Below are 15,594 nucleotides of genomic sequence, written 5' to 3'. Positions count from 1 at the left end.
TTTAGCTTGACCGATTTAAAAAGCTGCCTATAATGGCACTCAGATTCTCCCATAGCTCAGTCGGTAGAGCGACGGACTGTTAATCCGCAGGTCCCTGGTTCGAGCCCAGGTGGGAGAGCCAAGATTCTAAAAAGCCCATATCATTGATATGGGCTTTTTATTTTATAAGTATAAAATTCTGTTCTATTCTTAACATTACGATGTATTTGTTCTTTTCATTTTAGATAATCGTATATATTTTATCCACCACGCTATTTTTAATATAAAATCAAATTGAATAACAATGTTAGGGAAAGCACATAATGAAAAAATTTATATTCTGTTTAATATTCCTATCCAGCCCAGTCATGGCTGCCCAAACCACTTGGTATGCAGGTTCTTCTTATAAAGGAACCGTGACTGTGCCAATTGAAAATGGCCCCAATGTGGTCTGGAAGTGTAATGGAAAAGTGTGTAGCATGTCTGGCCCTTGGGGAAATGCCTTATCCCTAGACTCTTGTCAAAGCCTCGTGTTACGTGTTGGTAAGATTAGTTATTATAAAAACTCTGCGGGTGCAATCTGGAATGCCAAATCGTCTGAATTGGCACAATGTAACCAAGTTGCACGTTAATAGCCAATATTTTAGTTAAGCGATTATTATTCATACTCATTTTACTTGACGGGCTTGCATTTACCCCCTAAAATTCGTTCCAGATTCTCCCATAGCTCAGTCGGTAGAGCGACGGACTGTTAATCCGCAGGTCCCTGGTTCGAGCCCAGGTGGGAGAGCCAAGATTCTAAAAAACCCACTCTTATTGAGTGGGTTTTTTATTTGCACCCTGTTAAATATATGTTTGAATCAAATCATCTCATCTTTCTGGTTATCGGCTTTCTAAGCACAGCTATACTTCTTTTTAGCTGCCTGCGCCCTTTCTTTAGCAAACAAGAATTTTTTGCTCGTCCTGTGATTACTTCTTTTGAATCTCGAATGTTTATCCGTTTGCAGCAAGCCTTTCCCCAACACCATGTACTGGCACAAGTGGCGTTTAGCGCACTCATTACAAGTCATCACTACAAAATTCGCAGTAAGTTCAATCGCAAGGTCACAGACTTTGTAGTTTTGGATAAAGAGATGAAGGTACTCGCGATTATCGAGTTAGATGACCCTAGTCACATTGGTAAAGAATTGGACGATCAGAAACGCGATCAAATGCTGCAAGAAGCAGGCTATCAAGTGCAACGTTATACTCAGATTCCATCGATAAAACAGTTACAGATGGATATTCGATAACGTAGCACTGCTAAGGAGATTATTCAGTTTTTTCTGCTTGATCAGCACTTTTTTGCTGTTCAAATTTTTTGGCAATTTCAGCATGTTGCTGATCATATTTTTTCTTGGTTTGCGCATCACTTTTAGCTGCCAGAAAAGCCATCCCTACAATAAAAATTGGAATTAATAATCCCAAACCCATTAATAACCAAGGAACTGATTTTTTTTCAACAGGCTGCTGGCTCATAAGCGATTTAAACTCAAACGACATCAATTTTAACAAGTGCAACAATATAACAAAAAAGAGCCTCGATAAAGAGACTCTTTTTTGAAATTTAGATCGAAATAAAAACTAAATTTAGAACTTACCTGTACAGTGAGGACTTTGGCTGGCATCTTTCTGGGCATCAGTCAAAACAACACCCGTACCCGCTGACATATTGGCTTGAATAAAGTCTACTGCGTTTGCATTTTCACATACAATTGCTTGTGTATGTGTCGCATTAGGTACAATCGTTAATTGATAGCCTTTATCGTAAGCTGCTTGCGGGAAAAACTTCAAAGCATTGGCTTTCATATTTGCCCATAAGCCTTGTGTAACCACTGGCAATACGGCCTTATCCTTCTCACCTTGAATCATCAGTACAGGTGTTTTAATTACTTTCGCTGCTGTCGCATTTGTCGCTGGTTGAGTTGATTCTAAAAAGTTTTGAACAACAGGGTCACTTTTAAATTTATTTAGATCTATACCATACTGCGCAATTTGATGCGTAGGATCTACTAAGAACTCTAAAATCCCTGCTTTAAATTTCTCTTGTAATCCATTTGCACTATTAGGATCAGGATAACTTAAACATGCACCATCATCCCCTGTACGACCATGAGCCAATTCTGCAATGTCAGCCGCTCCCGAGGTAAAAATCGTCTTCAAATCATAGTTAGGAGATTGTGCCTTAATACCCGCACTTGCTAATGCAGCATATGCTAGCAACTCTGCATAACCATCTGCAATTTCCTCAATTTTTGCCTGACCTTGTTCTGGAGTTAATAACTTATTAGCTACCGCATAACGCACTTGCTGCAAGTTTTCATCTAATTTGTTCACCCCTTTAGGTTTTCCATTGGCATCCAGATTGAATTGAGGGTCAATATAAATCTGAATAATTGTTCCTAAGCTAGAGGCTGGCGCGCCCGCTACAGCACCTTTATAACTTGTATCGGTATTAGCAAACTCAGCAGTACCTAATGAAGCATGACCACCTTGAGATTGACCAATCGACATCCAATCTCCCTTCAATTGCGAACCGTAATGGTCTTTTGCAGCTCGTACCGCAGCAATCGCAGATTTAGCTTCACTGGCTAAGTTTAGATAAGGATGAACTCCTGGTGTACCTAAACCTTCATAGTCAGGTGCAACAATGACATAACCTGCCGCTAATAAAGTATCAGCAAGGATTTTAAAACGTGGATTAATTAGATTTTTACTTGGCGCACAATCATCCCCCACACCAACTGTTCCATGCTCCCAAACCACGACGCGATAACCATCTTTAGGTTGAGCTACTTTCGGAAATAACACCATTGCTGTCGCAGTAGCGGTTTTACCTTGTACATTCGCCATGTTATAGGTCATGACTTTAATAGATGAAGCATTATTTACTGTATCAATGGCATAATTGCTTTCGAATAGGTAAGTTTTATTTGAATCACTACCCGTATAACGATCATCATTGTCATTACACGCAGTTAAAAATAATGCAGAAATTGAGAACGTCATTGCCAATGCGATCTTAGACCGTTTCATAAAATATCCTTTTAATGCTTGTGTTATTTTTGTGCATGAAACTACATGCCACCTTATTAAGGCATAAAAAAAGTGCCCTGCATAGGACACTTTTCAACTAGATAGTCAGATTAAGCTATTAATTCTAAAAAAATTCCGATAAAAATAATCATCCCTACCCAGCGATTGTGACGGAATGCCCAAAAACAGATTTGTGGATCCCGATCTTTGGTTTTTATGGCCTGATAAATAAAATCACCCGCGACCACGCACAATGCAATCAAGCCAAAGGGCAATAAAAGATTTTCCAAATACAAGGCACTGCCGATCAAGATCAGGCTCATTACCTGAAGCAGACCAATTATCTGGATATCATAACGACCAAATAAAATAGCAGTCGATTTCACCCCAATTTTTAGATCATATTCACGATCGGTTATTGCATATTGAGTATCGTAAGCCACTGTCCACGCCAAATTACCAAAATAAAGCAGCCAGCAGGTTAAATCAGGCGTTTGCCCAACAGCTGTATACGCCATTGGAATTGACCATGAGAATGCTGCACCTAAAAATACTTGCGGTAAATTGGTATAGCGCTTCATAAAAGGATAAATAAACGCTAAGAATAATGCCCCAAAAGACCAGTAAAATGATTCAATCGGCAGAAAAAATAACAAGGCAGCACTTGCCAGCACCAAGGCCAGAAACACAAAAACAGCTTCTCTAGCACGAATAACTCCTGTTGCTAAAGGACGTGTTTTGGTTCGCTCAACATGCGCATCTACTTTACGGTCAGCAAAATCATTAATCGCACAACCAGCGGCACGCATAAAAATAACACCCAAAATCATAATAAACAGGATTTTGAGATCTGGAATTCCTTTGGATGCAATCCATAACGCCCACATGGTTGGCCAAAATACTAATTCTGTGCCAATCGGCTTATCAAAACGACAAAGGTAATAATAGGCTTCTAAACGTTGTCGCCAAGTCGTGTGTTGCACTGTTTCCATGATAATCCTTAGGCGTCAATGCTGTTGAATAAACTGTTCAAATGCGGGTAAAAATGTTTCCTGCACAATAAACTTACAACCATGCCAAGTATAGCAACTCTGACGTGTCCATCCCTCTTCAAGATAAATGACGCGTCTCTCGCAAGCTGGACTGGTTCTCTGAAACAGAAACCAGCCAATCGGTTTATTACCAATATGCTGAAATAGTCTCGCCTTTTTTTGCAAGCTTAAAATTGGAAAAATACTTTTTGCTTTTACCCAAGCCTGCTCTTCGTTGCCATAAAGATTGGTTTCTCTCACCCATGCCACATGCTGCGCTGGCATTTTCATCCACTGACTGTCATTCAAAGTCAGGCGCTGATAATGTTCTTTAATGCGTTCAACATGAAACTGACCTTGACCTAAATCAGTCAATTGTTGGGTCAATGATCCTGATGCGTACAACCATTTTTTTAATACTGCAGGAAGCTCTTTTCCTTTTATTCTGTTTGGTCGTAAATTTCGCATGCTTGGCTCACTAAAAACATCGCGATTAGTGTACATGATTTTTTTTCAAAAAAGAGTATGACTTTCAACCGAATCAAAAACATAAAAAAAGCTCGCCGAAGCGAGCTTTTCTGAATCAGGGATGTATTACAGGCTGTAGTACATATCAAATTCAACTGGGTGAGTCGTTGTGTTAAGACGACGAACTTCTTCAGTTTTAAGTTCGATATATGCATCAAGCATTTCTTTAGTGAACACGCCACCTTTTAACAGGAACTCATGGTCATTTTGAAGTGCTTCAAGTGCCATATCCAAGCTGTGAGCAACTGTTGGGATTTTTGCTTCTTCTTCTGGAGGAAGATCATATAAGTTTTTATCAGCAGCTTCACCTGGGTGGATCTTGTTTTGGATACCATCAAGACCAGCCATCAACAATGCCGCGAAACCTAAGTACGGGTTCATCATTGGATCTGGGAAACGTGCTTCAATACGCTTGCCTTTCGGGCTAGAAACATAAGGAATACGAATCGAAGCAGAACGGTTACGTGCTGAGTAAGCAAGCATAATTGGCGCTTCAAAATGTGGAACCAAACGCTTATACGAGTTTGTAGAAGGGTTTGTAATCGCATTCAATGCACGAGCATGCTTGATCACACCACCAATGAAGAACAATGCCATTTCTGATAAACCAGCATATTCATCACCAGCAAACAAGTTCTTGCCATCTTTAGAGATTGACATGTGAACGTGCATACCCGAACCGTTATCGCCTACCATTGGTTTAGGCATAAAGGTTGCTGTTTTTGCATATTGGTGAGCAACGTTCCAAACTGCATATTTGAACTGTTGTACTTCGTCCGCTTTACGAACTAAAGTGTTGAAGCTTACACCAATTTCTAACTGGCAAGATGCAACTTCGTGGTGATGTACTTCTACACGACCTGGGCCCATGATGTCTTCGATTTTTGCACACATGTCAGCACGCATATCTTGTGAAGAATCAACAGGAGGAACTGGGAAGTAACCACCTTTCACACGTGGACGGTGACCAGAGTTACCAGCTTCATAGTCTTTACCAGTCGACCAAGCTGCTTCTTCAGCGATCAATGTGTGGCGCGCGCCAGACATGTCGATGTCCCATTTCACTTCGTCGAAAACAAAGAATTCTGGTTCTGGACCAAAGAATGCAGTATCACCGATACCTGTAGATTTTAAGTATTCTTCAGCACGACGAGCAATTGAACGTGGGTCACGCTCGTAACCTTGACCAGTTGATGGCTCGATAACGTCACAAGTCACAACAACAGTCGGTTCAGCAAAGAACGGGTCAAGGAAACCAGTTTCAGCATCTGGACGTAAGATCATGTCAGACGCTTCAATGCCTTTCCAGCCAGCAATTGAAGAACCATCAAACATTTTACCGTCTTCGAATGTATCTTCATCAATGGTATCAGCTGGGTAAGTTACGTGCTGTTCTTTACCCTTAGTATCAGTAAAGCGAAAATCGACCCATTTTGCGCCACTTTCTTTGATGAGTTGAAGGACCTTGTTCGCCATGCTCATTTGCTCCAATGAAATTTTTATGCACTTGTTAAGTGCGTGTTAGGTGTTGATGTATAATTAGCAATTATCATACCAACAATTTTAAAGCATACCTAAAACATTGAATTACTTATAAGTAATCATGATTTAGGCTCCTTGTCTTGAACTCATTATACTGTTTGCTTGTGTAAATGCACCATATTCACACATTTTCAAATTATGGCATATTTAAATAGCTCACTATCGCCCCAATTTGGTGCAAAATTGTTGCACTGATATAACACACTGCATCAATTTCAAACAATCGTTCATGATCATAATACTTTCTTATATAGAATGCTGAGATTCTTATCGGATAACACGAAAAATAATCGCATCTTTTACAGCCTCTTGTTCAATGAATGTTTTGGTTTATTTCAACAAATAAAATTTCTTGCTTAACCTATTCATCCATAGGCGATATTCTTTATTTAAAATCCAATTAATATTTTTTCATTTTATGAATTTTTCTTATTAGGTGCACGATTTAACAGTTGTTTAAGCAGCAACTCAAACCCGTTCGCGTAGAGCTGTTATTATCAGACGGAAAATAAATTTTACTATTCATGTTCTTTTTCATTCACTTTTTTTATACAGGCCAAACTTGATTTTACAATTAAAAAAAACTAAAAATCGTATACATAAATTTTTATTATTAATAAACAAACTCAAAGTTATGTTTATAAAAACTTAAAATCATTCAAGGATTTGATTAATGAAATATGACTTTGAACGTTCGGATAAAGCTTTTTTTGGCCATCCTAAGCCTTTACAAACGCTTTTTTTCACCGAGCTTTGGGAAAGATTTTCCTATTATGGTATCCGGCCTTTACTGATCCTTTATATGATTGCCATGGTCAATGACGGTGGTCTAGGACTTGATCGACCTACTGCCGCAGCGATTGTGGGATTGTTTGCAGGTTCCATGTATTTAATGACCGTTTTCGGTGGATGGATTGCAGATAATTGGTTAGGTCAAGCACGTGCTGTCTGGTATGGCTCTCTTATTATTGCCTTAGGTCATCTCTCAATTGCGCTTACGCCTGTTTTTGATCAGTCTTTCTTTTATTTTGGTTTAGTACTTATTGTTTTAGGTTCTGGACTATTTAAAACATGTATTTCGGTGATTGTTGGAACTTTATATAAAGCTCAAGATGCAAGACGTGATGCAGGCTTTTCCATTTTCTATATGGGAATTAATATGGGGTCATTTATTGCCCCGCTTATTACAGGGCTATTGGTAAAAGATCATGGCTGGCATTTAGGCTTTGGTATTGGTGGCCTTGGGATGCTCATTGCTTTATTAATTTTCCGTTTTATGGCAATTCCCCAACTCGAAAATTTTAACAAGTTACGTCAAGAAACCAACAGCTGTAGCAAACCTGTCGTAGAAAATAAAAATGCACCTAAAATTGTATTTAGCTTTTTATTCGCAGTTGCGGTTGTTATTGCATTAACGTTCTTTGGCATCATTCACATCAACCCTGTTGCTGTCGCGACCTATTTAACTGTAGGGATTGGTATTGGAATTATTGCCTATTTTGCGTATTTACTGCTTTTCCTCAATTTAGATCAAAATGACAAATTTAAAATTATCATTTGTTTTGTTCTATTGATCACTTCTGCCCTTTTTTGGTCCGCTTTTGAGCAAAAGCCAACCTCATTTAATTTATTTGCTCAGGATTATACCAACCGCAATGTTTTAGGTTTTGAGATTCCAACCGTATGGTTCCAGTCGATTAATGCCCTCTTTATTATTATTTTTGCTCCAATTGCTGCATGGCTGTGGGCAAGACTAGGCAAATCGAACAAAGACCCTAGTTATATCTCTAAATTTATTATTGCACTTTTACTGGCAGCAAGCGGATTTTTACTGATGTCTCTGGCTAGCCATTTTGCCATTAGCGATGGTCTGGTTTCACCCTTGTGGTTAGTCGGTGCTTTATTGCTGCTCACTTTAGGAGAGCTGTGCCTAAGCCCGATTGGTTTATCGACCATGACCAAACTTGCTCCAGATGTCATTCGTGGACAAATTATGGGACTATGGTTCACGGGTTCAGCTTTAGGCAACCTCATGGCAGGTTTGATTGGTGGACAAGTCGCAGCAGATGCTATCGAAAATTTACCCACCCTATTTATGCGTTGCGTATTGGCCTTAGTTATTGGCGCAATCGTGTTATTTTTATTAAAGAAACCAATGAACAAATTAATGGGCAAAAGCACCAGCAAAGTTCAACCTGATTTGGAAACGATATGAACGACTTAACTGTTCCAGAAAAACTAGCGAAACTTCGTGAACTCATGATCCATCAACACGTTGATGCTCTGGTTGTCATGAGTGCAGATCCACATATGTCAGAGTATTTACCAGACTATTGGAAAGCAAGGCAGTGGTTAAGCGGTTTTAGTGGCTCTGTCGGCACATTAGTTGTGACCCAAAACTTTGCAGGACTCTGGGCTGATGGGCGTTATTGGGTACAAGCCGAACAACAACTCGCTGGAACTGGCTTCCAATTACAAAAATTGACCAGTGATGAATCGTCGACACATCTCGCCTGGATGGAGAAAAATCTACAGTCTGGTTCGGTCATTTCTGTTAATGGGCAAACGCTTTCAATCCAGCAGTTTAAGGCTTTGGAAAATACGGCTAAACAACACGACTTAAAACTTGAAACACGACAAGATTTAATCGGCTTGATCTGGTCTAATCGTCCAGAACTTCCTTCAAAGAATATCCATTTAATGCCGGAAGGTTTAAATGCTCTATCTCGTAAAGAAAAAATTCAGGCAATACGGGAAACGTTAAACAGTAAGGCGATTGAAGGCCATTTCATTTCATCTTTAGATGATATTGCATGGGTGTTAAATGCACGAGGACAAGATGTAGAGTACAACCCTGTATTCCTTTCACACCTATATATCAGTTCTCAACAGGCTGTTTTATTTGTTGATCGCAATAAGGTAGATCTCACCACACAAGAAGCGTTCAAAGCTGATGGTATTGAGATTTATAACTATCAAGATACCGCTAGATTTTTAGCGAATATTTCTGATGCGTCTGTACTGTTAGATCCAGCCAAAGTATCGATTGATCACCAACAAGCTATCGCAAATGATATTCAGGTTGTATACGACATCAACCCAAGTACACTTTTTAAATCACGCAAGCATGAAAGTGAAATTGCGCATATCCGTCGTGCCATGCTTAAAGATGGTGTTGCCCTTTGCCATTTCTTCCACTGGCTAGAACAAGCACTTCATCATCAAGAGAATATTTCAGAACTGACCATTGATGAGAAAATTACTGCCTTTCGAGCTCAACAAGATGGATTTATAGGCCCAAGTTTTTCAACGATTGCTGGCTTTAATGCCAATGGTGCATTACCCCACTACCGTGCTACTCAAGAATACTATTCATTGATCGAAGGTGATGGTTTATTACTGATTGACTCTGGCGGACAGTACATAGATGGAACAACGGATATTACCCGTGTTGTTCCCGTTGGGACACCGACAGAACAACAAAAACGTGACTATACACTGGTTTTAAAATGTCATATTGCTTTGGCAAAAACCATTTACCCAGAAGGTTTAGCTGCACCTTTACTCGATTCAATTTGTCGTCATACTTTATGGCAACAGGGTTTAGATTACCGTCATGGAACAGGTCACGGCGTAGGTTTTGCGCTTAACGTTCACGAAGGGCCACAAGTACTTTCTTATTACGCGCCGATACATGCCTATAGCAAATTGCGTGAGGGAATGATTATCTCCAATGAACCGGGGCTATATCATGAAGGTAAATACGGCATTCGCATAGAGAATCTGGTTGCAAACCAGTTCCACGCTGGTTTTGAAAAAACCTACGGTGAATTTCTAGAGTTTGAAACACTTACACTTTGCCCAATCCATTTAGATTGCATCGTTGTTGATATGCTAAGCAATGAAGAGAAAGACTGGTTAAATCACTACCATCAAACCGTTCAAGAAAGATTGGCTGAACATCTCTCTGGAGAGGTTTTAGACTGGCTGATTTATAACACCCGTAAGATTTAATCTTCTTCCATGACTGAGGCAGAATCGTTTTTTATTTCTAAAGAAAAGCCTATTCTGCCTTGATTGTTTTCATCCCTATTTTCAAAGTACTTGGATACCCGTTAAAGCTTTTTCCTGCAAAGTTGTAATGAATGAAATAGTTAAACTGGTCACTTCATTTTTTGTTATATTAGCCACCTATTGAGGTGGCTTTATTTTATATGTACTTTACCAATATTGAGTATCAAATTGAGTACCAAAACCGCATCAATAAAAAATATCATTTAAATTCAATAGGTTGAATATAAAATGCTTCTAATGATCGACAATTACGACTCTTTTACCTACAACATCGTCCAGTATTTTGGCGAGTTGAATCAGGAAGTAAAAGTAGTTCGCAATGACCAAGTCTCATTAGAGGATATTGAACGATGGCAGCCAAAATATTTAGTGATTGGACCGGGGCCATGTTCTCCAAGTGAAGCAGGAATTTCTATTCCAGCGATCAATCACTTTGCAGGAAAAATTCCTTTATTGGGCGTGTGCTTAGGTCATCAAGCAATTGGACAGGCATTCGGTGGAAACATTATTCGCGCGAAAACCGTAATGCATGGTCGCTTATCCGACATGCATCACACAGATAAAGGGATTTTTAGCAATCTCCCTTCTCCATTTGCAGCGACACGTTATCATTCACTGGTGATTGAGCAAGAAACGTTACCAGAATGCCTAGAACTGACCTGCTGGACCAATCAGGCTGATGGCACGATTGAGGAAATTATGGGTGTTAAACATAAAACCCTTCCAGTCGAAGGCGTTCAGTTTCACCCTGAATCAATTTTGAGTGAGCATGGACATCAAATTTTTAAAAACTTCCTAGAGCTTTATGCTTAAACCAAAACTGACTTTTTAATTTCAGTATTAAAACAGCCTATTGCCATCCAATAGGCTGTTTTTATTTTGAACATATAAAAACAATATACAACTCATACAAACTGATTATTTTTTAAGCTTTAAAATTAAAAGACAATCTATTACTTTAAAACAAATCATTCTTTTTCAATAATTAATCCACTTTTCACAGAATAGAAAAAGTAAACGTGCGATAGGATTTCAGATTGAACACCGCCCTTTTTACTTTTTTAGATTAACTATAGTCATAGGAATGATTAAGTTTCAGGGCTGCTGGATGGTAGAATCTACGCCATTATTTTTAGCACTCCCTGAAATATCAATCAGGACAACCTATAGTGAATACCTTGGTTTTATTGAATATTATTGTTTTTGTCCTGCTTATGGCAGGATTGTTCTTTTCCTACCGAAAAGATTGGAGCCTTTCAAAGAAAGTTCTGATCGGTATGGTGGTGGGTATCATCTACGGTCTGGCACTTAAAACCATATATGGTGATGGTCAGATTATTGAACACTCTGTCGCATGGTTCAACCTTGTGGGTAATGGTTATATCCAGCTATTACAAATGGTAATCATGCCGCTGATTTTCGTTTCAATCGTCAGTGCCGTGGTGAAATTACATCAGACAACGTCGCTTGGAAAAATCAGTGTCTTAGTGATTGGCATCCTGTTAGCAACCACGGCGATTGCCGCGCTGGTGGGGGCTACCGTGACTAACCTATTTGGTTTAACCGCCGAAGGTCTGGTACAAGGTACCCAAGAAGCTGCTCGTTTAGCTGCGATTCAAAGTCAATATATTGGGCAAGTCACCGATCTAGATATACCAAAACTTCTGCTTTCTCTACTTCCTCAAAATCCATTTGCTGATTTAACAGGTATTCGTCCTACTGCCATTATCAGTGTGGTGATTTTCGCTGCATTTTTAGGTGTTGCGGCTTTAAAGCTGATGGATAAAGACCCTGTAAATGGCGAAAGAATCAAGCATGGTATTGAAGCATTACAAGCGCTCGTAATTAGTCTGGTTCGTTTGGTAATGCAATTTACACCTTATGGTGTGCTGGCCTTAATGGCCAAAATGGTCGCAACAGCCAATCTTGCCGATATCGTAAAATTGGGCGAATTCCTTGTTGCTTCATATCTCGGCCTTGCGATTATGTTCCTAGTCCATGCCTTGATTTTAGTGTTTGTACGCATCAATCCAGTCGACTTTTTCAAGAAAGTCTTCCCAGTCTTAAGCTTTGCTTTTATTAGTCGCTCAAGTGCAGCCAGTATTCCACTGAATATTGAAGCACAAACCAAGCAATTGGGTGTACCTGAAGGGATTGCCAGCTTCTCGGCTTCATTTGGTGCGACGATTGGTCAAAATGGTTGTGCAGGTTTATATCCTGCAATGCTTGCTGTCATGGTTGCCCCAACCGTTGGTATCAACCCGCTGGATCCGTTATGGATTGCGCAACTGGTTGTCATCGTAACGCTTAGTTCAATCGGTGTTGCTGGTGTAGGTGGTGGTGCGACTTTCGCTGCCTTAATCGTACTCCCTGCGATGGGCTTACCAATTACTTTAGTGGCTTTACTGATTTCAATCGAACCTTTGATTGATATGGGACGTACCGCATTAAATGTAAATGGTTCAATGACCGCTGGCACAGCAACCAGTCAGTTATTGGGGGTAAGGGATCCTCAACCCGATAATGATGCTTAAATCGTATTAAAATAAAAAAGCCAACAACAATGTTGGCTTTTTTATGGCTAGTAAATTACAACTTCAATTGTTGCACGATGGAGCCATCCTGTTTTGCAACTAAAGATTCACACAGCTGGATCCGTTCTTTGGTTTGATTTAAGCCGCGTTCGACCCCAACCAGTTCTTTGGTTCTCGGTGCAAAGAAATTATTCAACTGTGTCGCTTCCTGTTGAGTACATGCCGCGCCACTAAACAATGCAGGGAAACGTCCCGCAGAAGACTTCCCTAAACGGTCAAATACTGCATCATGATTTAATTTAAACCATGACCACAATCCACCTTGTTCACCGCTATAGTTATTGATGGCGTTAATCACCGTACGTACTTCACCCACCTTCACACGCGGATCAAGAACGAGCTGACGTGCCTGCTGACGTGTATCTGCCTGATTGGCTGAGCCTAAAGCAGATAGAATTGCCAGACGTTGTGTCGGTTGAGTAATCCGTTGTAATTCCCCTGCTAAACGATCAAATACAGGCTGCCCTTTTTCTTGAACCCGTACTGCCAGAATCGTGGGTAATAATTCTGGCGTGAGTTGGGCAAAGTTCAGTTGCTTCTGTTCAAATAAAGCATCCGATTGCTTTAAGAGTTTTTGACGAACTTCGGGTACCTGAATATCCAGTGCAAGGAACTGCGCCAACTCACTACGCCATAAACTATCTTCGGCAGATTCACCTGCTTTACTGGTATAACCCAACTGATTCAGTTTTGGTAAGTATAAATTCGCCAGAACCTTTCTCAAATGCTCACGTTCAGCGTCTGTTTTCAATACATGACGTTGTATCACGCTAAGCTGCTGAAATAATGCGGTACTGATTTGGCGGCTATTCGAGTGAGCAAACTTCTTCGCAACATCCACCACCGCCAACAAGTTAATATCACCATGATTAAATGCTGCCGAAATCGCATAAGCATAGGCCAATTGTTCAGTATTGGAGAGTTTTGCTGTTGCTGCTGTCAAACGAGCAAGTTCCTGTTGAGGTAAACTAAATTGGTAATAGCCTGCTGCATCTGCATTTGGAATATACCAACTCTTGATTGTTGCACCTTTGAGTTCAATTTTGGCTTCTGCTTGATCAATCAGTTCACATTGGACTTTGCTTGCCGCATTTGGAACTTCATAGCGTACACATAATGGTACGCCCCAAAGGCTATTTGCATCCCCTTTTGAACCGACTGGTAAATAGCGAGTTTGTTTCACATTTAAAAAGACTTTATTACCTTGTTGCTGCAATGAGGTATTTAGCAAAGGTACGCCCGGTTGATCAATAAAACTTTTTACCGCTTTGCTAAAACGCTCAGCCTGACCAGACTGTTCTGCAAGGGAACTAATTAAATCATTGGCGGTGGCACTACCATATTGGTGCTTGTTAATATAATTCCGTACACCTTGTTTGAACCTTTCCTCACCTAAATAACTTTCAAACATATTTAAAACAGCCGCGCCTTTCTGGTAAGTAATACCATCAAAAGCAGTTTGAATATCGGCATTACTTAAAATTGGCTGGCGGATACGGCGTACACTCACCAAGCTATCGCTTTTCATCGCGCCCGCCGTATCTACGACTCGTTCTAGATCAGCATTGAATTCAGGGTGCAATTGTTGGGTGATTTTACTTTGCATCCAAGTGGCAAAAGATTCATTCAACCACAAGTCATCCCACCACGGCATCGTTACCACATCGCCAAACCACAGATGTGCCAACTCGTGTGCATTGACATTAAAAGAGCTTTGTACAAATGACACAGGTGAATCTTTGTCTAGTAGCATCAAATAATCTCTAAAGGTAATCAACCCGGGATTTTCCATTGCTCCCGCAGCAAAGTCAGGCGCAGCAAGCAAGTCTAATTTGTCGAAGGGATAGCCAAAAGCAAAATAATCTTCTAGTGTTTTTAAAATTGCAGGGGTTTCCGATAAAGCATGCTGCATTTTTGCAGCCTTACCATCTGGTGCAATTCCGCGCAGTTGAATGGCGTCTTTGCGCCATTGTGTTGCAGTAATATCTGGCCCTTTCTGTAATTGCCAAGGCCCAACTGCTAGCGTAAGCAAATAAGTTGGTAATGGTTTGGTCGGTGCAAAACTTAAAGTTTTCCAACCTGACTGATCGGTCTGCTCTGATGTCTGATTGGTATTGGCAAAACCTGAATATTTCTCTGGAATGGTCAGACGAATATTAAACGGCGTTTTAAAACGTGGTTCATCGAAAGATGGGAAAGATTGACGGGCACTAATGGCTTCCATTTGAGTCATGACATAAGGTTTACCTTCAAACTCAATTTTATAAATACCATCAAGTTGCTGATCATAATCTGCATTAAAATCCAGTACTAAACGATATTGTCCAGCAGCTAAGGTCTTGGCAAATTTAATCACACTCACGCCATCAACTTCTGAAGCTTGCTCATATTTGGCTTTGGTTTTCTGCCCATTTACGGAGCTAATACTCGCCTCTTTTACCGACAAGGATTTGCCATGAATCCACAGATGGTCGGTCGCTTGAGTGAGTTTTAAATGAATGGTGGTTTTGCCCGTATAACCTTTTTGAGCAGGATCAATTTTAAAGTCTAAATCATAAGATTCAGGCACAACCCATTCAGGTAATTTTCCAATTGGAATTTGTTCTTTGCTATTTGATGCAAAAATCTGTGTTGCGGATAAAGAAATTAATGTCGTAAGTAGCAATCGTTTTTTTAATGAAGGTTTGACCAACATAGGAGATCTGTCCTCTGTAGTTTTTAAAATAAAAAGACGCAGCAAATGGTGTACCACTTCGCTGCATCCACACATC

At 40.1% G+C, this 15,594-nt stretch carries 11 protein-coding genes, 2 tRNA genes and 1 pseudogene; 8 read left to right on the top strand and 6 right to left on the bottom strand.

Annotation, left to right across the window (positions count from 1 at the left end; translation table 11 throughout):
- Positions 1–45: 45 nt before the first annotated feature.
- The 4 genes from EC846_RS06500 (at position 46) to EC846_RS06485 (ending at position 1,271) form a co-directional block, all read left to right on the top strand.
- Positions 46–121, top strand: a tRNA-Asn gene (locus tag EC846_RS06500).
- A gap of 181 nt (positions 122–302) precedes the next feature.
- The gene (locus EC846_RS06495) at positions 303–611 is read left to right on the top strand and encodes a hypothetical protein (RefSeq protein ID WP_123774611.1); all 309 of its coding nucleotides are present in this window, start codon (positions 303–305) and stop codon (positions 609–611) included.
- Between the two features lie 85 nt (positions 612–696).
- Positions 697–772 (top strand) — tRNA-Asn (locus EC846_RS06490).
- A 58-nt stretch (positions 773–830) separates the two neighbouring features.
- The gene (locus tag EC846_RS06485; RefSeq protein ID WP_123774610.1) at positions 831–1,271 is read left to right on the top strand and encodes a DUF2726 domain-containing protein; all 441 of its coding nucleotides are present in this window, start codon (positions 831–833) and stop codon (positions 1,269–1,271) included.
- A 19-nt stretch (positions 1,272–1,290) separates the two neighbouring features.
- Here EC846_RS06485 and EC846_RS06480 read toward each other — a convergent pair whose 3' ends face one another.
- The 5 genes from EC846_RS06480 to glnA form a co-directional block, all read right to left on the bottom strand.
- Positions 1,291–1,497 carry a hypothetical protein gene (locus tag EC846_RS06480; RefSeq protein ID WP_004773701.1) on the bottom strand — a complete coding sequence of 69 codons (207 nt, stop codon included), beginning with the start codon at positions 1,495–1,497 and terminating at the stop codon, positions 1,291–1,293.
- A gap of 111 nt (positions 1,498–1,608) precedes the next feature.
- Positions 1,609–3,054, bottom strand: a complete 1,446-nt coding sequence (locus tag EC846_RS06475; protein WP_123774609.1) for a lipase family protein — start codon at positions 3,052–3,054, stop codon at positions 1,609–1,611.
- A gap of 110 nt (positions 3,055–3,164) precedes the next feature.
- Positions 3,165–4,046 carry a 4-hydroxybenzoate octaprenyltransferase gene (ubiA, locus tag EC846_RS06470; RefSeq protein WP_123774608.1) on the bottom strand — a complete coding sequence of 294 codons (882 nt, stop codon included), beginning with the start codon at positions 4,044–4,046 and terminating at the stop codon, positions 3,165–3,167.
- A gap of 15 nt (positions 4,047–4,061) precedes the next feature.
- Entirely contained in the window at positions 4,062–4,553 is a 492-nt protein-coding gene (locus EC846_RS06465) for a chorismate--pyruvate lyase family protein (RefSeq protein ID WP_123774607.1), read from the bottom strand.
- A gap of 126 nt (positions 4,554–4,679) precedes the next feature.
- Complete coding sequence (gene glnA, locus EC846_RS06460; protein WP_171067042.1) at positions 4,680–6,095, bottom strand: type I glutamate--ammonia ligase; 1,416 nt, start codon at positions 6,093–6,095, stop codon at positions 4,680–4,682.
- A gap of 733 nt (positions 6,096–6,828) precedes the next feature.
- On the opposite strand from glnA, the gene EC846_RS06455 reads away from it, so the two are divergent.
- From EC846_RS06455 to EC846_RS06440, 4 genes are all read left to right on the top strand, one after another.
- A complete protein-coding gene (locus tag EC846_RS06455; protein WP_123774606.1) occupies positions 6,829–8,370 on the top strand; it encodes a peptide MFS transporter in 1,542 nt (513 codons plus the stop codon).
- Positions 8,367–10,169, top strand: a complete 1,803-nt coding sequence (locus EC846_RS06450) for an aminopeptidase P family protein (protein WP_123774605.1) — start codon at positions 8,367–8,369, stop codon at positions 10,167–10,169. Before EC846_RS06455 ends, EC846_RS06450 begins: the two co-directional genes overlap by 4 nt.
- A gap of 288 nt (positions 10,170–10,457) precedes the next feature.
- Positions 10,458–11,042: an anthranilate synthase component II gene (locus tag EC846_RS06445; protein ID WP_004773708.1), complete on the top strand. Its 585-nt coding sequence runs from the start codon at positions 10,458–10,460 to the stop codon at positions 11,040–11,042.
- 356 nt (positions 11,043–11,398) lie between these two features.
- Complete coding sequence (locus EC846_RS06440; protein WP_123774604.1) at positions 11,399–12,763, top strand: L-cystine transporter; 1,365 nt, start codon at positions 11,399–11,401, stop codon at positions 12,761–12,763.
- A gap of 55 nt (positions 12,764–12,818) precedes the next feature.
- Here EC846_RS06440 and EC846_RS06435 read toward each other — a convergent pair.
- A pseudogene (locus EC846_RS06435) lies at positions 12,819–15,591 on the bottom strand (M1 family metallopeptidase).
- Positions 15,592–15,594 lie beyond the last annotated feature (3 nt).

The sequence above is a fragment of the Acinetobacter sp. BIGb0102 genome (assembly GCF_003815055.1).
Taxonomy (GTDB): Bacteria; Pseudomonadota; Gammaproteobacteria; order Pseudomonadales; family Moraxellaceae; genus Acinetobacter; species Acinetobacter vivianii.
The sequence above is the reverse complement of the archived record's forward strand: the minus strand, read 5'-3'. Positions and strand labels throughout refer to the sequence as shown.